Below are 20,874 nucleotides of genomic sequence, written 5' to 3' on the forward strand. Positions count from 1 at the left end.
TCCATTTTCTGTGAGAAGGGAAGGTGAAGGGGGTTATTCGACGGCGGCGGTGAGCTTCTCGGTGATCTCCTCGAGATCGAAGAAGTTCTTGATGATGATGACCTCGGCGGGCACATCGCCGAGTTCCTCGGCCAGCTCCTCCGAGGTGAGCACGATCTCGGCCGTCTGCGCGGCGCCGCGAGCCACACCCATGTCGGCGGCCTCAACATCCGCATCGATGCCGAGCTTGGCGAGAACCTTCTCGGCGTTCATTTTCAGGAGCACTGACGTTCCAATGCCCATTCCACAGACGGCGACGATCTTCATGGGGTGCCTTTCGATTGGGTGAGACGAGAGAGTGAAAAGGGGATGCGTGGGGGCCGCGTTACGCAGCAGCGGCGGCGAGTTCGCCGAGCACGGCGCGCACCTCGTCGGAGGAGGTGGCGGTGCGCAGCCGTTCCATGGCCGGCCCGTCAGAGAGCACCCCGGCCAGGGCTCGCATCACCTGGAGGTGAGCGTCGTGGTCAACGGCGGCCAGGCCGACCACGACAGTGACCGGGTCGTTGGCCTTGTTGCCGAATTCCACCGGGGTGGCCAGGCTCACCCAGCTGAGTCCGCCGGTGAGCACCGCGGGCGACGGCCGGGAGTGCGCCAGGGCAATGCCCGGGGCGATGACGATGTAGGGGCCGTGCTTCTCGACGGCGTCGATCATCTCGTCGGTGTAGGCAGCCGTGGTGGCACCACCGGAGACCAGACCCGCGCCCGCCAGACGAATCGCGTCGCGCCAGTCGGAGGCATCCGCCTGGGTCTGAATCGACGACAGCGCTTCGGCGAGGTTGAATGCCACGGGTGAACTCCTTTGTTGGGTGCGAGCCGTCTCAACCTGCGAGAGCGACTGGGATGACTGTATAAGCCTAGGCGACCTTTTGTCTACAAGTGCACCAAAGTTTATTGAGATGCCGTCATCGACCCTCGGGAATCAGTACCTACGCGCGCAGCGACACGCCGCCGCCGCCGGCGCGGGTGAGCCGGCTGATGCGGTCGGCCTCGAACAGGGCGTCCTGCGCGATGAGAGAGGCCCCGGTGACCCCGGCAATGTGTCCGAGCCGGGTTTTCTCCACCACCAGGCCCTGCAGAGCGAAGTCCCGGGCGCCGGCGAAGATCGCCTCCCGGATGGGCCCGAGGAACGGCTCGCCGGCCTGAGCTAGATTGCCGCCGATTACCACGGCCTGCGGGTTGAGCAGCCCCACCACGTGGGCCAGGCTCCGCCCGATGGCGGTGCCGGTCTCGCCGAGCAGCCGCAGCACCTCGGCGTCGCCGGCCAGCGCGAGTCCTACGATGTCGTTGCTGGTGCGCACGCTCCGGCCCTGGGCCAGCAGCTCCTGGCGCATCACCGCGCCGCTGGCGATCGTCTCGAGGCGCTGCATCCGTGCGCCGCCGGCGCCCACCGCGCTCAGATCGCCGGCGCCCCCGCGCGAGCCGTGGTAAATCGAGCCGTCGAGCACAAACGCGAGCCCCACGCCGATGCCGGCCTTGAGCACCGCCACGTCACGGTAGGAGCTCCACGCGCGCCGCACCTCGGCGAGCGCCATGATGTTCACGTCCCGGTCTACCGCGAACACGGCGTGTTCGTACCGGCCGGCGAAGTAGTCCTTCACCAGCACGCCCTCCCACTGGGCGTAGACCTGCGGGGTGGCGAGTTTGCCGGTGACGAAGTCGACCGGGCCGGGCACGCCCACGCCGATGCCCACCACGTCGGCGCGGGTCTTGCCGAGCCTGTCGAGCATGTGGTCGAAGACCTGGCCGGCCCACTCGAAGATCTCTGCCGGGCCCTCGCTCAGCCCGATGTCGGCCTCGTCCTCGCTGAGGATGGTGGAGACCAGGTCGGTGATAGCCAGGCGGGTGTGCGAGCCGCCGATGTCCACGGCCAGCAGCAGCCCGGCATTCGGGTTCACCGCGAACTCCTCCGGCGGGCGGCCGCCGCGGGAATCGAGCTGCCCCACGCTCACCACGATCTCAGCGAGCAACAGCTCGTCGAGCCGCCGAGCCAGGGTGATGCGCGACCAGCCGAGCTGGTCGATCAGGTCGCTGCGAGTGGTGGCCCGGCCGGAGCGGATCAAGCCCAGCACCACACCCGAACCGGTGGAGAGAGTGTGCGCCATCGAATTCCCGTTCCTTCCGAAGAACCGGACTGCGCGCTGACACGGCAGCCAAACCCCTTGTTGACTTAAGTACATTTGTATACCAAAGTGTCTCGCATGGCTACCGAAACGAAGAAATCCCCGTCAACGACGACGCACACCGAGCTCGACGCCCGAGCCGTGGCGAGCGCCCAAGCCCTGGCCGCCCACGTGGTGCAGGCCAAAGGTCACGGACACGGCGGCACCGCCATGGCATTGGCACCAGTGTCCCACGTGTTGTTCTCCCGGGTCCTGCGCCACTCCCCCGCCCAACCCGACTGGCCCGCCCGAGACCGGTTCGTTCTTTCCGCCGGTCACGCCAGTCTTTTGCTCTACACCCAGCTGTTCCTCACCGGCTACGGGCTCACCCTCGACGACCTCGCCAAGAGCCGCACGCTGGGCTCAAAGACCCCGGGCCACCCCGAGGTGCACCACACCGTGGGCGTGGAGATGAGCACCGGACCGCTCGGCCAGGGCGTCGCATCCGCCGTGGGCATGGCTATGGCCGCCCGGCACGAGAGCGCCGTCTTCACCCCCGGCTCCGCGCTGCTCGACCACACCACCTGGGTGCTCGCCGGCGACGGCTGCCTGCAGGAGGGCGTCTCCGGTGAGGCCTCCAGCCTGGCCGGCACCCTCGGCCTCGACAACCTCGTGCTGATCTGGGACGACAACGGCATCACCATCGACTCCAACACCGACGCGACATTCGCCGAAGACGTGCGCGCCCGGTACCGGGCCTACGGATGGCGGGTGCTCGAGATCGACACCCCCAACGACCTCGACGCCCTCGAGGCCACCCTGCGCGAGGCCGCCGAGCGAACCGGCAAGCCAACCCTGGTGGCCCTCCGCACCGTGATCGGCGCCCCGTCGGCCAAGTTCGGCGGCACCTCCGCTGCGCACTCCGGCGGCTTCGGCACCGACGAGCTCGCCCTCGTGAAGACCACGCTGGGCTTCGCCCCCGACGCTCCCCTGCACGACCTCGTCTCCCCCGAGACCCTCGAGCACACCCGCGGCGCGCTGGCCCGCGGCGAGCGCATGCACACCGCCTGGGAGGCCGACCTCGCCGCCTGGGCCACCCGCGAGCCCGAGGCCGCAGCCCGCTGGCGGGCCTTCCGCGGCGGCGAATTCAGCACCGCCGCCCTCGACACCGTGAAGCTCGGCGACCCCGGCGACCTGATCGCCACCCGCAAGACCAACGGCGCCGTGCTCCGCGCCCTGCAGGGCCAGGCCCCGCTCTGGGGCGGCTCGGCCGACCTGGCCGGCTCCACCACCGTAGAGGTGGACGGCGACAGATTCTCCGCCGCCAACCCGGCCGGCGAGTTCATCCGGTTCGGCATCCGCGAACACGCCATGGCCGCCATCCTCAGCGGCATCGCCCTGCAGGGCCCGTGGCGCCCGTTCGCCTCCACCTACCTGGTCTTCAGCGATTACATGCGCCCGAGCATCCGCCTGGCCGCCCTGATGGGCCTCGGCGCGGTGTACGTCTACACCCACGACTCCGTGGCCGTCGGCGAAGACGGCCCCACCCACCAGCCGGTCGAGCAGATCGCGTCGCTCCGCACCGTCCCCGGCCTAGACGTCGTGCGCCCCGCCGACTCCGTGGAAGTCGTCGCCGCCTGGCGCCGCATCCTCGCCTCCCCCGACCACCCGGTCGCGCTGATTCTCAGCCGGCAAGACCTGCCAGTGCTGGCCAGCACCGACACCACGGTCGCCGGGGTCACCGCCGGCGGCTACGTGCGATGGCAGCACGGCGACGGCACCGATCTGGCCATCCTCGCCACCGGCAGCGAGGTGCACCTCGCCATCGACGCCGCCACCCAGCTCGCCGACGAGGGCATCAACGCCCGCGTGGTTTCGATGCCCTGCGTCGAGTGGTTCGCCGAGCAGAGCGCCGACTACCGCGAGTCGGTGCTGCCGGCCGCCCTCCGCGCCCGGGTGGCCGTGGAGGCAGGTCGCGGCGACGCCTGGTACCGCTGGGTGGGACTGGACGGCCAAGTGGTCTCGGTCGAGGAGTTCGGCGAATCCGGTAGCGGCCCCGAGGTGCTCCGCCGCCGCGGCATCCACCTCGACCCGGTCATCGCCGCCGCACACGCCACCCTCGCCGGCACGCCTACTGCGCCGCACGGCACTCCCGCACTCGTCACCAACTAAGGACTGATGTCATGACCAACTACTCCCCCGACGCCGCCACCGTGGCCCGTATGATCGACCACACCCTGCTCAAGCCCGAGGCCACCGCTGCCGACGTGACCGCCCTCATCGACGAGGCCATCGAGCTGGGCACCTACTCGGTCTGCGTCTCCCCCTCGATGCTGCCGCTCACCATTCCCGCCGGCGCCGGCCTCAAGGTCGCGGTCGTCTGCGGCTTCCCCAGCGGCAAGCACCACAGCAGCATCAAGGCCGCCGAGGCCGCCCTCGCCATCGATCAGGGCGCCGACGAGATCGACATGGTCATCGACATCGGCGCTGCCAAGGCCGGCCGCTTCGCCGACGTGCAGGCCGACATCGCCGCCGTGCGCGCCAGCATCCCGGCCCCGAAGGTGCTCAAAGTAATCATCGAATCCGCGGCGCTGACGGATGCCCAAATCGTCGCCGTCTGCAACGCTGCCGTGGCCGCGGGCGCCGACTTCGTCAAGACCTCCACCGGCTTCCACCCCGCTGGCGGCGCGTCCGTGCACGCAGTGCGCCTTATGAAGCAGACCGTGCGTGATCGAGCCCAGGTGAAGGCGTCGGGCGGGGTGCGCACCTACGATGACGCCATCGCCATGGTCGGCGCCGGCGCCACACGACTTGGAGTTTCTGGGAGCGCCGCGCTGCTCTCCGGAGGCACCCCGGTCGGCAGCTACTAGTCGACGCCGATCATTTCGCGATGGCGTCCCGGACGAGTTCAGTGAGTCTGTCAGGGCGTACCTCACGGTGGTAGTAGGCCACGTCGAGTGCCATACCGTAGACGATTCCGCTGATGCCGAAGGGCATGCCCTTCCCCGTTTGCAGCATCGGTTGCCCGTTGCGGAAGTCCTTCTTGTGGCCCTTGAAGATGACCCATTTCACGTCCGGGCGTGAGTTGGTCATCACCTCCGCCACATACGCCTGCATCTCGTCGATAAGGGCAAGCTGTGCCGTTGTGAACGGGCCGGCATCCGGGTGGGACGCGATGGCAGTCGGCCTCGCCGGATTCCACCACGACGGCAAGTCGGCCGGCTCGTCACACCGCGGCTCCAGAATCTGGGTCAAAAAACAGCGGGTGACCGCGGTTAAACTTCCTACGGTGCCGTCCGGATCCGGCTCGTCGGGTCCCACCAACCGCGCCCGCAGCCGAGCTTGGGCCGGCTCGAGGGTGCGGAGGTATTCCTCGTGCAGTTCAGCGACCCGTTCGCGGGTCGCATTCATCGTGTCCCACATGCGCCTACCCGTTCACCTTGACGACGTGCGAGCCTCGCGACGATGCTGGTCCTCATGCTCATCTTTCTCCGAGCGATGGCACCGCTCTCTAGCAACGCCGCCACGTTACCGCCGGCGTTCCGCGGGCGGACACCCCCACCTTCGGGGGATCGGGAGTCCAAGGCTCGGCTCCGGTCTGCGCGGCTTGGCTCGGCCGACTTGGCCGGTGAAGGACTCGGATCGAGGCGACGTCGTCAAGCCGCAACGGGGTGACTCCAACTACTTAGCGAGGGCCTCTCGCACAAGCTACTTAGCGAGGGCCTCTCGCACGAGTTCGGTGAGTCTGTCAGCGGGCACCTCACGGTGGTAGTAAGCCGCTTTCAGGGCAAAACCGTAAACGATTCCCCAGATGCCGAAGGGCATCCCCTTCCGTGTCTGCAGCATCGGTTGGCCATTGCGGAAGTCCTTCCTGTCGCCCTTAAAGATGACCCATTTCGCATCCGGGCGCGCCCTCGTCGTCATCACCTCCGCCACATAGGCCTGCATCTCGTCGATGAGGGCGAGCTGCGAGGTTGTGAACGGGCTGGCATCCGAACTCGGTTCACTGGCGGTCGGAACTGCCGGGTCCCACCACGATGGCACCTCAGCCTCTTCTCCCCACCGAGGCTCCTGAATGTGGGTCAGAAACCAGCGGGTGACAGCGGTCAAGCTGTCGAGGGTGCCGTCCGGATCCGGGTCGTCAGCTTCCACCATCCGAGCCCTCAGCCGGGCTTGGGCCGGCTCAAGGTCACGGAGGTAGGCCTCGTGTAGTTCAACGACCCTCTCGCTCGGCGCATTCATCGTGTCCCACATGTGCTTAGGCTACCCAGCGAGCGAAGGGGACTCTGAGGTGATTCGGGCGGCTAGCTTTCTAGCCTCGTGAACAGTCTGTGGTTGGTGTGTGGAGATATCTGACCAACGGGTACCCATCGCGCAGGCCGTGGGGCATTTCGGTGCTTAGCCACGTGCATCTCCGGCATCGGCTCCAACCTTGTGTGTGACGGTGAGAGGCTGAGTTGCACGGCCGCACACCGACCGAGAGACTGACCATTGGGGGACGCGTGCGCGTCACCGGTACCGACCGACAAGGAGCACCGGATGGCCGAGCAGTCAGAAGATCAGGTTGGGGTCTATCTAGACTTCGACAACATCGTCATCTCCCGCTACAACCAGCTGCACGGCACCAATCAGTTCGCCAAAGACAAGGCGCGCCACCACACCAACGGCAGCGCCAAAGCCGACCCCGCCGTCTCCGCCCGCATCCAGCTGGCGATGATCGATGTCGGCGCCGTGCTCGACTACGCCTCCTCGTTTGGTGCCATCGTCATCAGCCGCGCCTACGCCGACTGGTCGGCCGCAGTCAACGCCCGCTACCAACGGCAACTCACCGACCGCGCCGTCGACCTCATCCAGCTCTTCCCCACGGTCGCGTCGCTCAAAAACGGAGCGGACATCCGCCTGGCCATCGACGTCATGGAGGATTCGTTCCGGTCCTCCGACCTCAGCCACATCGTCATCGTCGCCGGCGACTCGGACTACATCCCGCTCGCCCAACGCTGCAAGCGGCTCGGCCGCTACGTCATCGGCATCGGGGTGTCCGGCGCCACCAGCACCGTACTGGCGGCGGCCTGTCACGAATTCGCCGACTACGACTCGCTGCCGGGCGTGGTGAGCGCGGCGCAACTCACCGCTCCCGTGATCGAGTCAACAGATGCGCCGGCAGCAGCATCCGCGGTGACAGACGTTGTGCCGCCGGCCGCTGGAGAACCGGAGGGTGCTGAAGCAAGCGCGCCCGCAAACCCGGCCGTCAGCCCGGCCGCGCGCAAAGCCGCGACAGCCCTGCTGGTTCGGGCAATGGACCTGCTGGCGAACAACGATCAGGAGTGGCAACATGCGTCGGCTCTCAAGTTGCAGATGCGGCGCATGGATCCGTCGTTTCAGGAACGAACGCTGGGATTCCGCCAGTTCTCAGACTTTCTGAAGTCCCGCCATACGGTCGTCGAGCTCGACAAGAAGAACCCGACCGGTCCTGTTCTGCTCCGCCTGCGGGCCTGATCGCGCGCGCATTCGCGACTCTAGGAGCCGGTCAAAGCCGAGATATACACCGCAAAAATCAATGGGCCAGCAATCTAGAATCCCGCCGCCAAGACGCCATGGATTTTCGGCGAAACGCACTGCCGCGTCTGCCCACGACGGGAACTCGATAAGTGGCTCGACAGGCACTGATGTTGCACGGGTCAACCCGCTGGTCTGCGTTCGCGGAGCGCGCCCAGGATCGTCAGTACCTCCTGGGCGTCGCAACGGGCAGGATCGACATCTTTTTCACCCAGAATTCGACATTGGAATGCGCTTCATAGTCCCGAAACTGCGGCTGCAGGCGGCTGGGCATGTCGCCTTCGGCCGCACCCCCTTCAAAGCGACCCGCCGAGTATCGATTACTGGACGATCCCACACTGACGTACTAGGAGAACTCATCAAGTGAGTTGCTGAACTGTGCTGGGGTCCTGTACAGACGCGCATTGACTGCATGCCTAAGAATTTGCGCCGATTCCATCACCTCTCCGATTGCTCCGTACGTGCGGGAAACTGACTATTCTATGACTGACTTGGTCGGGGGGCGCTCAGCGGGCGCAGACCGCTATGACGCCACGGCCGCCGTCGCCGCGACACGATCGAGCACGCTCACAAGCTGGGTAACCTGCGCGTCGGTAAATAGGCCATCTGGGCCCATCGGTGCGTAATCAGTGAACGGTGCCTCATACAGAAGCGCGACCGGCACCGCACCACGCGCCGTCAGCTGGTCAATAACCAGATCCACGAAGGCGTGCTGGTTGCCGGTGAGCATCGCGTTGGCGACAAAGGCGCTCAGCGCCTCGGATGCCGCGGCGCGGTCCATCCCGATCACGGAACGAATGAGAAGGCCCAGGCCATGGGCTTCGGCGGCTCCCGCGGCGACCTCCGCTGCCGAGAACCTCCCAGTCTCGGTGAGCATACGTTCCAGTTCTTTCAAATCGAGATCGGTGAGTTGCCGTCCAGCACGCAGCTTGTGCAGCACCACCTGGTCGGCGTGCTCGCGAAGGAACGCGAAGAGCTTCTCCCGGAACCGCTCCCGATCGACCCCGGGCGTGAAGATCTCTGGATCGACGGGCACGAGTTCGCCCAAGGTGTCCTCGAAGTCGACGTAGACGATCGCCTGCTTTGTCCGATCGATCAGGCGCACAAGGCCACGCAATCGGAGGCGCATCAGCTCCAGCAGCGGCAAGGTCACGCCGTCCCACCACTCTTCACCGGCCATAGCCGAGATCAGTTCAAGATGCTTCTGCACTGCTGGCACGTTGTGCTGGTCTGTCAGGGCGTCGGCGATCGCCCGGATGCGCGCCTTCGCGGCGGCGTAGGCGGCTGCATGCTCCAAGTCTGGCTCAACCACTCCCAGCTGGGTGCGAAGCGCGAGCAGGTCGAAGCGGCGGGCTTCTTCGTCGGTGTCGGTGGCGTCGACCCCGGAGGGCAGACCCGCGAGGTGCTCGGCGGCGGTGTCCAGGTCCTGAACCGACGGTTTCGCCCATGCGGCGGCATGCGCGAAATGTTCGACCGCGCTCAGGTGTCGGCGTACCAGGAAGTTGTGCTGATTCATGCCCGCGACGGACGCGTGCAGGCCAGTAGCGATCGAACCACGGAGTTCGACGAGGCCAGCGTCAACGGAGCCGAGCCGGTCGAGCGCGCCCAACAACGACACACGTGCCTTGAACAGGCGCTGGTGCAGGGGTTCAGCGACCGACGCGTTGCTATTCGGTAGCTCCTGGTTGAAATAGTCGATGTTGCCGCAGACGTCGAAGATGACGAAGTCCTGCTTGGGCGTATCCGGCCCATAGAGGTCAGGCCGAAGCCGCGTGCCGCGGCCAATCATCTGCCAGTACTTCGTCTTCGAGTACACCGGCTTGAAGAAGACCAGGTTGACGACATCGGGCACGTCGATGCCGGTGTCGAGCATGTCAACTGAAATCGCGATCTGTGGGCTCTTCTCCGGCTGGGAGAAGTTGTCGATCACGCTCTGCGCGAAGGTGGTTTTGTAGGTCACAACCTGAGCGAAGTGACCTTTGAACTCGGGGTAGTTCAGGTCGAAGCGTTCGGCAATGAACTCTGCATGCTGGTTGTTCTTGGCAAACACGATGGTCTTGCCGAGCTTGTCCCCACCGGCCACCCGTCGCCCCTCGGTCATCAGAAGCTCGAGCACCTTGTCCACGGTGTCGGCGTTGAAGAGCCATTTGTTCACCGCGGCCGCGCCGATCTCGTCGGGGACCAGCCCCTCGTCCCAGTCGAGCAGGTCCCACTGTTCCTGTTCCTCCGCGGTGAGGTCGGCGTAGCGGATGCCGCGGGCCATGAACCCGAGGGCGATCGGCCGCCCGACCGGGGGCACCAGATATTTGTCCTTAATGGCTTCGCCGAGTTCGTAGGAGTCGGTCGGTACGCCGTCTTCGAGATTGAACAGGCCATAGGTGTTGTGGTCCACCTCGTCCTTGGGCGTGGCGGTGAGACCCACGAGCAGGGAGTCGAAATAGCCGAAGATTTCGCCGTACTTCTGGTACACCGAGCGGTGGGCTTCATCAATGATGATGAGGTCGAAGTAGCCGGGACCAAAACGCCGCAGCTCGTCACCGCCCTGATCGATCAAGCCCATCATAGTGCCGTAGGTGGAGACGAACACGCGCCCCTCGGTGTCCTTCTCGGTGAGCAAGTTCACTGGCGCCGTCTCCGGCAAGAACTCCTTGAATGCGTTCGTGGCCTGCTTGACGAGCGCTTTCCGATCAGCGAGGAAGAGCACCCGCTTCGCCCAGTTCGCCCGCATCAGCACGTCAACCAGCGCAATCACCGTGCGAGTTTTGCCGCTGCCGGTTGCCATCACGAGCAAAGCCTTGCGCTCATTGGCCGACTCGAAGCTCTCGGCGATTTTCGTCACCGCACGGGTCTGGTAATACCGGCCTACGATGCTCTTCTTTGTCTCGACCGAGGCCAGCGGCAGCCGCGAGGTCCGGCGCTGCACGAGCAGCGCTAGCTGATCGCGTGTGTAGAAGCCGGCGACCGGACGCGCCGGGTAACGCAGATCGTCCCAGAGAAAATGGTCGAACCCATTCGTATAGAAGATCACCGGGCGCTGGCCGAACTGCACTTCAAGCGCATTCGCATAGAGCACAGCCTGCTGTTTACCTGCCGCCGCGGTCTGAGCCGAGCGCTTCGCCTCGACCAACGCCAGTGGCAGCCCGTTCTCACCCCAGAGCACATAGTCCACGAAGCCCGAGCCGCTCGGGGTGGGCATGCCAGTGACCGGGAATTCGCGGTCGCGTTTGTCGGCCAGCGTCCAGCCGGCCTCCCGGAGTAGCAGGTCGATGTACTCGGCCCGCGTGACGGCTTCGAGGTAGTCGTGGGTATCGGGCACGGTCGCGTTGGCGATTTTCGCTGCCGCCACCTGCGCCCGAAGTTCGGCGAGCTCGGCCACGAGCGCGAAATTGTTGGCCGCGGCCTCGGCCAGTGCCGTGTCTTTCGCCGCGTTCACTGCGGCGAGTTGCGCGAGCTGCGCCTGGGTTTGGGCGGCGGCCCCGGGTTGTGGCTTCGGGATCGATGCGGCGTCGAATGGAATACCGCCCGCCGGTCGCTGCCCGGGATTCGCCGCGTACCGTGTGGCGAGCCAGATGAGCACATGAAAGAGTTCGCGCATTACCGGCATGCTGTCGCTGTCACGTACCGGGGCTGCGCCGTGCACGGCCCGGTTACCCTGCAAACGGATCAGGTTCATCTTCGTGTGGATGCCCGGGCCCACGAGAGCCTTGAATGTGGGCTCGAACAGAAGGCTCGAGAGATCGTCCTTGTACGGCCGGGCGAGAGTCGTGTCTGCCGCGTAGAGCCACTGCACCGTGAGCTCAAGGGCCCGACGGGCTCGAAACATGGATGCTCGCGGATCGCCGAACGTGTAGTGCTCAGCCCGGCGCGCCTCATTGCCGATCTCGGTCCACCCCGCCCGCACGAAATCGAAATTACTCACTGTACGCTCCCCATACTCACGTCCTGAAGCTGACTCTAGCGGTCGCCTGCGATGCAGCGACCGACCGGACTACTCGAAGTAGTCTGAATCGACCTCAACGACCTCGTGCGTTTGCTCCATGTGCACGCCCACCCGGTAACGGATCATCAGATCTCCCAGGCGCGGCCCGTCGATGAGGACAACACGGTTCGGGATCTATTCGACGAACGCTCAGGCACCCTTTGAGCGCTGCGGACGCGTTGAGACGTGCTTCGGCTGCTCGACGGATTCGACGAGATCACTCATAGTTCACCTAGGAAGGCGCGGTGTTGAAGGGACGCGAACAGCTCATCGGTTTGTTTAGAACGAACGACCTCGATGGCCCGAAGTACCGTAACCGCTTTGACTTGAGCGGCGTAGGCTTTCTGAACCTCCATTGGAACCAACGGCACCTGAAACTTTGCAATCTCGCCGAGAGTAACTGTTTTTTGTGCAGCACCTCGAGCCACCCGGTCAGCTTGTCTGCGCAGGTCCGGCGACCTCAGCGCGCCCCTTAAAAAGTAGGAATCCAACGCTGACTGCTTCGGCTTAATGTGCGCAATGTGCCTTTGAAAGATAAATCTCCGGTCATCCTCAACGACAACGGGAATGCCATACGAGCCCACCGCTGAGTACAGAACATCTCCGCGTTCGATTGGGGTTTGCCGAGTGAGCTCTGCGTAGGTCTCCTCCGAAACGAACTTCTGTGTTTCGAAGTTGATCACTCCTGAAGCAATGTTCCCCACGAAAACAAAGGGTATTCCAGATGGCACAGACTCTGGAGCCTGATGAGTCCCATCTGTGATCTTCGTGCAAAGCTCTCCGAGCGATCGCGTTTCGATTGGTTTGTCCACCGCCGCATCGCCTAGCATCTTGATGAAAAGGGAGTCGGCAAGCTCGTCGAGGAGGGTCAGCGCGCGGCGGCGTTTGGTGCGCAGCTCGTCAGCCTGATCGAGAATCGCCGCGATTCGACGCTGCTCGGGCAGAGGAGGCGCTGGAACCCTAATCTCCCTCAGAAGTTTGTAATGGCGAGAGTATCCGTTGTTTGGAATCTCGACAGAACTTAGAAAATGAAATCCGTATCGGGTGTCGATTTCCGAGCTCGCTTTGAGGATCTTCACCCCGTCCGCCCCAACGGCAAACGGGTGGTCGACAAATTTGAATCGTCGCGTGTGGTCCCCAAACAAAACGACTGGGAGCTTGACGGGACTGGTCTTATGTTCGTCGTTTGAATAGCCCGCGATGGGCTGGGACCCTTGGTCGATGATCGGAATTGAGCCAACGTTTAGATAATCGCTCTGCATCGTCTTCTTGCTTCCAGCAGAAACGTCTTGGAAGGCTTCTGAGAACGGAATCGTTCCCTTTCTCTCCCTCGAACCGGCGCTCGAGGTCATGCGTCGACGCCCAGCGCAATACGTAATTCGGCTGTCCCCGCCGCAATCTCGACATCCAGCACTGCAAGATCATCGAGGATCTCCTTCGGAGGTCGGTGAACAACGACCTCGTGCGCGACCTCTTTGTAGCGGTTGATGGAGAGGTCGTAGCCCTGGGCCACAATTTCGGATTTGGACACCATGAACGACTGCGCGGTGCGCGGCCTGGCCAACTCGGCGTCCGGCGACTTGGCCATCGTTGACCAACGGGCGAGGACGTCGGGCAGGTTGTTCTGCGCGTGCACCGCGGCATCTAGTTCGGTGCGCTTGTCGTCGAGCGAGAAGCCTTCGGCTTGCACGTCGTAGAACCACACGTTGTCGGTTCCGCCGGAGCTGGTCTTCGTGAAGAACAGGATGGCGGTGGACACTCCGGCGTATGGCTTGAACACGCCGCTGGGCAGCTTCACGACCGCGTCGAGCTTGTGGTCATCGATGATCATGCGGCGCAGGTCTTTGTGCGCTTTGGACGATCCAAAGAGCACGCCGTCGGGCACGATTACGGCGGCGCGTCCGCCGTTCTTCAGGAGACGCAGGGTGAGGGCGAGGAAAAGGAGTTCGGTCTTCTTAGTCCTCACGACCTGAAGCAGGTCTTTGGCTGTGGTCTCGTAGTCGAGGCTGCCGGCGAAGGGTGGGTTGGCGAGAACGAGGCTGTAGGACTCTGTCTTGGGGTGCGTTTCGGCGAGGGAGTCGGCGCGTTCCATGGTGGGGTTCTCGACGCCGTGGAGTAGCAGGTTCATGCTGCCGATGCGGGCCATGGCGGCGTCGGAGTCGTAGCCGGTAAACGCCGCCTGGTTATGGTGGTCGCGCCGGGCGGCGTCCGCCCAGATTTCCGGGTGGTGATCGTGCAGGTATTCGCCCGCCATCATCAGGAATCCGGCGGTTCCGGCTGCAGGGTCGATGATGGTGTCCTCGGGCGTGGGCGCAGACATGTCGACCATGAGCTTGATGATGTGGCGCGGGGTGCGGAACTGCCCGTTCGTGCCGGCGGTCGCCAGTTTGGACAACATGTACTCGTAGACGTCGCCCTTGGTGTCGCGGTCGTCCATCGAAATGTCGTTGAGCAGATCAACGACCTTCACTAGGAGGGCCGGGGTCGGAATGGTGAAGCGGGCGTCCTTCATGTTGCGCGCGTAGCTGGAGCCGACCTCACCGAGCTGCTGCAGGAACGGAAAGACGTGCTGGCCGAGGATCTCGAACATTTCAGAGGAGTCGCGGTTGGCGAAGACTGACCAGCGCAGTTCGTTGTAAGGGCGGGGTGTGCGAGCCGCGTCATCGTACCCCTCCGGGAACACGCGGTTCACGATGGCGACGCCCAGGCGGTTGGCCTTGTTTTCTTCCTTGGTGTGCAGCTCGTCGAGCCGTTTGATGAAGAGCAGGTAAGTGATTTGCTCGATCACCTCAACTGGGTTGGCGATGCCGCCGGTCCAGAATGCATTCCAGACCTTGTCAATCTGTGACTTCAGTTCCCCAGTTACCACTGTGCGGTGCTCCTCTTACTGAAACGTGTGTTGTTTGTCCGGCCGGCGTTGCTCAATGGCACTGCTGTCGAGTCTTGCAGAGTATCGGTGGCCGCCGACTGCGGGTCGCCATCCCCCCTATTCGCGGGTCGCCCATTGCCCCGTCTCCCGCTTGCCGTTGGGACGTCGTCGATGCGGTCGGGGCACAGCCAGCCGTCCGAATACGACTCTCGCTGGCGAGCCCGTACTGGGGTCAGTGGCGTACGGCGCTTCGTCAGTAGGTTGATGGGTGCGCGCTAGCGCATCGGCGAGCGGCTGCGACACGCCCGTTCCCACCCAGATCTGCACAAAGTCAGTCCATCCAGCGGCTACGTGGTGCGCTTACCCTCCCGACCACCACGGTTGGGGAATAGATTACGAGCAATAATCGCAACGATTCCGATGACCTCAATAACCGTGGCTGACAGCCAGGCCACCATGACAGGGTCGGATGCGGCGAAATTCAAGCGCTGAAGGTAGTGCCAAAAGAAAAAGTTTGCGACAGCCAGCTGGACTGCCACGGCGCCAATCGCGAAGTAGGCCAAGACGCGCTTCAGGAAGATATCCTGTCCGCGGTCACGCCGCTTGAGAGTAGTCATGGAGAGCTCGTCCGCGGGCGCCAGAAGCCGCGTTGACCAGGTCGTTTGCCTACGAAGCGCCGTGTACGCCCTGGCGTCTGTCACTGACGATGCAAGGCGAGATGCTTCGTCGAAATGGAGGTCGGACTCGTCGCCATTCGGCGGAACTACCTCCCGAAGGCTCCCCAGACTCATATTGGCAGTCATTTCAGACCCAACGAGGACAGGCGGACTTCCATAGCCGGCACTGATACATCGAATATTCGAGCTATCTTCAGAACGCTGATTCCATCCCCCCACCATTTACGAACTGCGACACCTGGCATTAGGAGTTCGGCGGCGAAAGCATTGGCAAAGATCTCTTCTGGATCCGTTCCTTTGCCAGCCAAAGTATCGCGGGAATCTACAAACCCAATCTTGGACTCACGATCATCGAGGCGGCGCGCCAGATGGCCCAGCTCATGCGCGCAAGTGAATCTCTTACGCCGCTCCGAGTCATGCTTATTTAAGAGGATTTCCGCATTCTCAGCTCCAGGCTTTCTCATGAGAACACCTGAAACTTCATTCTCTAGGGTCGCTCCTTTGACCTCCACATCGAGTCGATTGGCGATGATTATGGGATCGACCGGAAACCGGACCAATCCTGCGCCGTCCGCCCAGTAGTTCTCGAGGAAATCTCGCGCTTTTTCACGAGCTTCATTTTGAAGACTTGCCATGCGGAGCCTCTCTAGGGTGACCGTCCGCGACGGTACGCAGCCCAGTCGGATATAAGGAACTAAACACGACTGCCGAAAATTGCTTGCGCAGAAGCGTAGGAGGCAGACGGCCATCTTCTCCACGCATCAGTCGGCGACTTCGGTGTAGTAATTTTCGAACGTGAGTCGACCTACTCTGGATGCTCTTTTCTCGTCAAGTGCGTCACTGACGACCGCGAAATCACGAATGTCTACCGTGTACGCAATTCGTGTGACGCCTTCACCCAGCTCTGGGTTGGGTGCTGGGTATGAGGCCGCGGTCACCACATCTGCGCGCAATTCGAGTATCGAAATGGAATACTCCGCGTCCTCGCTGGTCGCCACGGCGACCATCTTTGACGAAGAAAGGGCTGTCGAGATTGGCGCGAGAGGGCCCGAAACACCGGCTTGTCGTTCGATCTTGAGCAGGTTGAGCATCGTGATGATTTGGCGACCTGCGCTCATCATTGCCTGTTTGGTGCGAACCCACACTTCGTCGGATTGGTCGACCCCGGTTTTCATCGTGTTCCAGGGAATGGTGCTGGAGTCATTAGAGTCCATGAACACGAATCCTCTAAAGCGCGCGTATTGGTTGTGATACAACGGTAGGCCTACCCCTCGTCGACCGCCCCAACCCGTTAGTCGCGTTTTCTCGGCAGAGAGGAGCAGGCGCCCATTTCCGAACACATACCAACCGGCTTCGCTAGCTGGAAACGGCACCGCCTCAGGCTCTGCGTCTTCATCCAGGTCATTCTGCGTAGGGGCGACACCTGCGACAACTCTTACGCGAACTAGACCTCCTTCGGGCGTCTTGATCGTGAACGTCTCGGTTGCTGCCTGGATCAGGTCACCACCGGCTACCTCTGACGGCGCGCCAGCAAGGGGCGATCCATTGAGATTTATCGTTAGGCCATTAGAGATGGCAATTCGATGGCGAGACGTCAAGTCGTCGCGAAGATCGTCAATCACTGATTGGTCTTGGAACTGCAGCGCAATATCCGGGTACAAATTGGCAACGACAATAGTCGTCCCCCTTGCCGAGCCCTTGATCGAGTCTCTTACCCGAATATCAAATCCCCAGTCGGATTCCTTTTCCCACTTGGTGACGTCGAGCTCAACACTAAAACTCGTAGAATCCGTGGTGGAGTCCACGATAAAGTCCGTCCCCAACTTGAATAGTGCGCGCTTTAAGCCGACACCAAACTGACCAATCATCCCTCCCGTGGAGGCGGCAGTGCCCGGGCGACCCATTCGGAAGACATAACCCTTGGCATGATGAACCGGGATTCCCCCGCAGTTGTCTTCGATGCTGAACTGCTTTTCGTCGGCTTGGATGGAAACCGAAAGCCCTTCGAGTGACGTATCACCGCGCAACTTTCTGGCGCTGTCCACAGAGTTGTCGACCAAGTCCATGATTGCCGCGCCCAGATCAATGTCGCGTGTAATTATGTCGATGAAGAATCTCTTCACCGGTGAAGCGTCCACACGCTCGATAGTGACTGCCACTTTTCCCCCAAAATCACGGCCCACTGTTCAAACGACACTGGCGTACGATGCGCGTCAACGAATGGAATCTGGCTAACAACTGTGCGATCGTTAGCCTATGCCTGAAACGAGCTCGCCCTCTCTCCCCCGTCCGGTGGCCATCGACCTGTTTTCGGGCGCTGGCGGATTAAGCCTCGGGTTCGAGATGGGCGGATTCGACGTGATCTCTGCGGTCGAATACGATCCGGTTCACGCAGCGACTCACCTGTACAATTTTCCCCTCACTGACACACTCTGCCGAGACGTGCGCCAGCTATCAGCGGAAGACTTGCGGTCATCGGCCCGCCGTGGCTGGCGAAACCACAACCCCGAGGCTGAGGAATGGGACGGGGCCCTAGATGTCCTTATCGGTGGGCCCTCATGCCAGGGATTTTCCGTGATGGGAAAGCAAGACGAAGACGATGACCGCAACAGACTAATCTTCGAGTTCGTGAGGTTCGTAGAAGAGCTCCGCCCGAAAATGTTCGTCATGGAGAACGTACCGGGGTTTCTCGGCGCCCGATTTAGTGAGTTGCGCAAAGAAGCTTTTGACAGACTGCAAGCCGCCGGGTATCAGATCACAGGAACAGACAAGACGCTGCTAGCAACAGACTACGGAGTTCCGCAGAAGCGCCGAAGGGTCGTGGTTGTCGGCTCTCGTACGGGCACGAGTCCGATGAGCCCGACCAGAACGGTTGACGTGCCGGTGACCGTTGCGGAGGCATTTCTCGGGCTACCCGATCTGGATGATTACGCCGACCTCGGTGTGGATCAGGTAATCCTCTCCGACCTAGACCGCAATCGACTGATCAATCTCAGGAATCCGTACCTGAACTCCTTATACTCAGAGTCCGCCGGCTACCTGGCACATCCCCGGGTCCAGGACAACAAAGTGCTAACGGGATGCAAGGTAACCGTTCATAAGTCCACTTCGATAGAGCGGTTTGAGGCAACAGCTCAAGGTGCCGTCGAGAGTGTTAGCCGCGCGTACCGCCTTGACGAAAGCAAGCCGGCCCTCACCCTACGTGCGGGTACAGGAAGAGAACGTGGAGCCTTCAGCGCGTCACGGCCGCTACATCCTAGGTCTCCCAGAGTCATAACGGTTAGGGAGGCAGCCCGGCTTCATTCCTTCCCGGACTGGTTCCGATTTCACACCACAAACTGGCACGGACATCGTCAGATTGGAAATGCAGTTCCGCCTCTCCTAGCAAGAGCGGTCGCGGCGTCAATTCTTGACGCGCTGTCGTTAGACGCCCGAGCAGTAAACCGCACCGCGGTCACCATAGGCCAGGCGGCGCTCCTCTCGATGAGCCCGACGACGGCAGCGCAGTGGTTTGAGGCGGACGATGACGAAGTTCCACGCACCAGGGCCCGCCAGCAGAAGGATAGGAAGGGTCAGATCGATTATTCATCCGCTCAAAGCGTGGGGGAACGATTTGTGGCGTGATGTCTCCATGAAACAGCGCAGCCTCAGTTGGCACAGGCGGATGGCTAGCCTGACCTTCGCCCACTCTGTCCGCTTTCTAGAGCAACCTACAGACGCCCGTGGGGGGAACGCGCCACCGCGTCAGCGTCGTTGTGTGCCCAAAGCCGAATCAAAGTCCATCCACCGCTCTGCCGCACTATCTACGGCACACTAGAACCACATGACGGCGGCCCTGTTTTCAGTTGGCAGAAGTGGCCTTGTTCCCATTCGGAGTTAACAGGGACTCCACGGACTGAAGGTTCTGGTGGAGGTTCGCCACTTCCGGGCTACTAGTTTGTGGCTGCCGGAGCGACCTAGCTGTACTGAGTCAGGACGTTGGTGACACTCGTTTGATGGGTGTTGTTCCGATGCCGGTGTGGATGCGTTCAGTGTTGTAGTGGTTGAGCCAGGGGGCAAGGGCGTCGCGGCGGGCTTGGTTGCTGGTGAAGATCTGTCGGTATGCCCATTCGGTGGCGAGGGTGCGGTTGAGGCGTTCGATCTTGCCGTTGGTCCAGGGGCAGTGCGGTTTAATGAAGCGTTGCTCGGCGCCAAGCTGGGCAACGGCGGCCTGAAACGCGGCGGAGTTTCGGTATGCGAAGGCGTTGTCGCTGATCACTCGTTCGATGTGTTCGATGCCGTTGCGGGCGAAGAAGTCAGCGGCGCGGAGCAAAAGGGCGGCGGCGGCGGTGCCTTTTTCGTCGTCGTGGATTTCGGCGTAGGCGAGGCGAGAGTGGTCGTCGATGACGGCGTGGACGTAGTCGAAACCGACTCGTTGATGGCTCGCGCGATGGTTGCGGGCGGTTTGGTCGGGATCGGCACGCCAGCCGCCGCCGTCGGGGATGCGGCCGAGTTTCTTCACGTCAACGTGGACTAATTCGCCGGGCCGGTCACGTTCGTAACGGTTCGTGGTGGCGCGTGAGGCCCGGATCAGAGCCCCGGTCAGTGGGTCGCACCAGGCCAGTCGAGGCACGTGGTTACGGACCAAGATTCGGGACACCGTGCGGGCCGGGACCCCGGTAGCGGCGGCGATCCGGATCGGTCCGGTGCGCAATTGGGCGCGGGCGGCCAGCACAGCTGCGACCTTGTCCGGGCTGGTTTGGGTGGGTGATGATCGCGGCCGAGACGACCGGTCCAGCAATCCGGCGGGGCCCTCGGCGCGGTAGCGGTTCACCCAGCGGTGGACGCATTGGCGGGAGATGCCGAGCTCTTTGGCGACGTGAGCGATGGGCCGCCGATGATGCAGAACCCGAGTTATCAACAGGGTCCGCCCGTGCATATTCAGTCGCCCATTAATGTGGGTCATGGGAACCTCCGGGACGCGGAATCTAGACAACTCCACTAAGCCCCGGAGGTTCTCCTCAGATCAAGGACCTGTCACCAACGTCATGGCCCGGTACACCTAGGGCTGGCCGGCCACGTGCACCGCAAGCACATCGCGCACGGTCGTCCAGTCGTGGTCCCCGTACCGGTCGTTATCGACGTGGCGCAACTGAGCTTGTCCGCTAAACATGCTCACGAAGTACTGCATGCCCTGCCAGGCGGGGAAGGCGGCATCCGTGGTCTTGGAGAAGCGGCGCACGGCCTTGGCCAGCAGCGACAGGGTGCCGGTGGTGCCGGCGAACTGCAGTTTGAACGGGGTGCCGGTCAGCTCTGACATGGTCTGGGCCACGCTGCGGGCGGTGACCCGGTCGCCGGCGATCTCCACGACGCGGGGCGCGTCGGCGTCCAGGGCCACGAGGGCCACCACCCGGGCGACGTCGTCTTTGGTGGTGAAGTCGAGGATCTGGTCGGCGGAGGACCAGTACATGACCTTGCGGCGCCCGAATGCGATCATGGGCGCGGTGCCGGTGAGCATGTCGGCGAAGGCGCCGTTGAGAACGGAGGTGACCTGGATCGGGGCCGCGTCGAGGTCGGCGGCGAACTCGCGGCGCAGCTCGAAGTTGCGGTTGCTGCCCAGGGCGATCTGGCGGTAGTCCGACGAGTAGTCGGAGGGGATGAAGATCGCTGAGCAGC

The 20,874-nt window shown here is 62.9% G+C and carries 16 protein-coding genes and 1 pseudogene; 4 read left to right on the forward strand and 13 right to left on the reverse strand.

The window, feature by feature from the left end; genetic code table 11:
• Window positions 1-33: 33 nt before the first annotated feature.
• The 3 genes from B7495_RS12600 to B7495_RS12610 all read right to left on the reverse strand — a co-directional run bounded on the left by B7495_RS12600 (window position 34) and on the right by B7495_RS12610 (window position 2,141).
• Entirely contained in the window at window positions 34-306 is a 273-nt protein-coding gene (locus tag B7495_RS12600) for a PTS sugar transporter subunit IIB (protein ID WP_088456877.1), read from the reverse strand.
• 58 nt (window positions 307-364) lie between these two features.
• Entirely contained in the window at window positions 365-826 is a 462-nt protein-coding gene (locus tag B7495_RS12605) for a PTS sugar transporter subunit IIA (RefSeq protein WP_088456878.1), read from the reverse strand.
• Between the two features lie 139 nt (window positions 827-965).
• A complete protein-coding gene (locus B7495_RS12610) occupies window positions 966-2,141 on the reverse strand; it encodes an ROK family protein (RefSeq protein WP_088456879.1) in 1,176 nt (391 codons plus the stop codon).
• A 96-nt stretch (window positions 2,142-2,237) separates the two neighbouring features.
• On the opposite strand from B7495_RS12610, the gene tkt reads away from it, so the two are divergent.
• A complete protein-coding gene (tkt, locus tag B7495_RS12615; protein WP_088456880.1) occupies window positions 2,238-4,310 on the forward strand; it encodes a transketolase in 2,073 nt (690 codons plus the stop codon).
• 11 nt (window positions 4,311-4,321) lie between these two features.
• Window positions 4,322-5,008, forward strand: a complete 687-nt coding sequence (gene deoC, locus B7495_RS12620; RefSeq protein ID WP_088456881.1) for a deoxyribose-phosphate aldolase — start codon at window positions 4,322-4,324, stop codon at window positions 5,006-5,008.
• Between the two features lie 10 nt (window positions 5,009-5,018).
• Here the strand turns inward: deoC and B7495_RS12625 are convergent, their stop codons facing one another.
• A complete protein-coding gene (locus tag B7495_RS12625) occupies window positions 5,019-5,561 on the reverse strand; it encodes a hypothetical protein (protein ID WP_088456882.1) in 543 nt (180 codons plus the stop codon).
• 285 nt (window positions 5,562-5,846) lie between these two features.
• Window positions 5,847-6,392, reverse strand: coding sequence for a hypothetical protein (locus B7495_RS12630; protein ID WP_088456883.1), 546 nt, complete (start codon window positions 6,390-6,392; stop codon window positions 5,847-5,849).
• A gap of 285 nt (window positions 6,393-6,677) precedes the next feature.
• On the opposite strand from B7495_RS12630, the gene B7495_RS12635 reads away from it, so the two are divergent.
• Window positions 6,678-7,634: an NYN domain-containing protein gene (locus B7495_RS12635; protein WP_088456884.1), complete on the forward strand. Its 957-nt coding sequence runs from the start codon at window positions 6,678-6,680 to the stop codon at window positions 7,632-7,634.
• A 583-nt stretch (window positions 7,635-8,217) separates the two neighbouring features.
• On the opposite strand, the gene B7495_RS12640 is transcribed toward B7495_RS12635, so the two are convergent.
• The 6 genes from B7495_RS12640 to B7495_RS12665 form a co-directional block, all read right to left on the reverse strand.
• Window positions 8,218-11,613 (reverse strand): DEAD/DEAH box helicase family protein, encoded by a 3,396-nt coding sequence (locus B7495_RS12640; RefSeq protein ID WP_088456885.1) that lies wholly within the window; start codon window positions 11,611-11,613, stop codon window positions 8,218-8,220.
• A gap of 281 nt (window positions 11,614-11,894) precedes the next feature.
• The gene (locus B7495_RS12645) at window positions 11,895-13,025 is read right to left on the reverse strand and encodes a restriction endonuclease subunit S (RefSeq protein ID WP_088456886.1); all 1,131 of its coding nucleotides are present in this window, start codon (window positions 13,023-13,025) and stop codon (window positions 11,895-11,897) included.
• On the reverse strand, window positions 13,022-14,542 hold the full coding sequence (locus B7495_RS12650) for a class I SAM-dependent DNA methyltransferase (protein ID WP_088456887.1): 1,521 nt from the start codon (window positions 14,540-14,542) through the stop codon (window positions 13,022-13,024). Before B7495_RS12650 ends, B7495_RS12645 begins: the two co-directional genes overlap by 4 nt.
• A 347-nt stretch (window positions 14,543-14,889) precedes the next feature.
• Window positions 14,890-15,159, reverse strand: coding sequence for a hypothetical protein (locus B7495_RS18850; protein WP_151199574.1), 270 nt, complete (start codon window positions 15,157-15,159; stop codon window positions 14,890-14,892).
• A 182-nt stretch (window positions 15,160-15,341) separates the two neighbouring features.
• Window positions 15,342-15,854, reverse strand: a complete 513-nt coding sequence (locus B7495_RS12660) for an ImmA/IrrE family metallo-endopeptidase (protein ID WP_168195323.1) — start codon at window positions 15,852-15,854, stop codon at window positions 15,342-15,344.
• 126 nt (window positions 15,855-15,980) lie between these two features.
• A complete protein-coding gene (locus tag B7495_RS12665; protein WP_088456890.1) occupies window positions 15,981-17,342 on the reverse strand; it encodes an ATP-binding protein in 1,362 nt (453 codons plus the stop codon).
• A 133-nt stretch (window positions 17,343-17,475) separates the two neighbouring features.
• Here B7495_RS12665 and B7495_RS12670 point away from each other — a divergent pair, with 133 nt between their 5' ends.
• Window positions 17,476-18,843 carry a DNA cytosine methyltransferase gene (locus tag B7495_RS12670; RefSeq protein ID WP_088456891.1) on the forward strand — a complete coding sequence of 456 codons (1,368 nt, stop codon included), beginning with the start codon at window positions 17,476-17,478 and terminating at the stop codon, window positions 18,841-18,843.
• Window positions 18,844-19,189: 346 nt separating this feature from the next.
• Here the strand turns inward: B7495_RS12670 and B7495_RS12675 are convergent, their stop codons facing one another.
• Complete coding sequence (locus tag B7495_RS12675) at window positions 19,190-20,164, reverse strand: IS481 family transposase (protein WP_088456892.1); 975 nt, start codon at window positions 20,162-20,164, stop codon at window positions 19,190-19,192.
• 96 nt (window positions 20,165-20,260) lie between these two features.
• Window positions 20,261-20,860: pseudogene (locus B7495_RS12680) on the reverse strand (NmrA family protein); the annotation flags it as partial.
• Window positions 20,861-20,874 lie beyond the last annotated feature (14 nt).

The organism is Cryobacterium sp. LW097 (assembly GCF_002205495.2).
Classification (GTDB): Bacteria; Actinomycetota; Actinomycetes; order Actinomycetales; family Microbacteriaceae; genus Cryobacterium; species Cryobacterium zongtaii.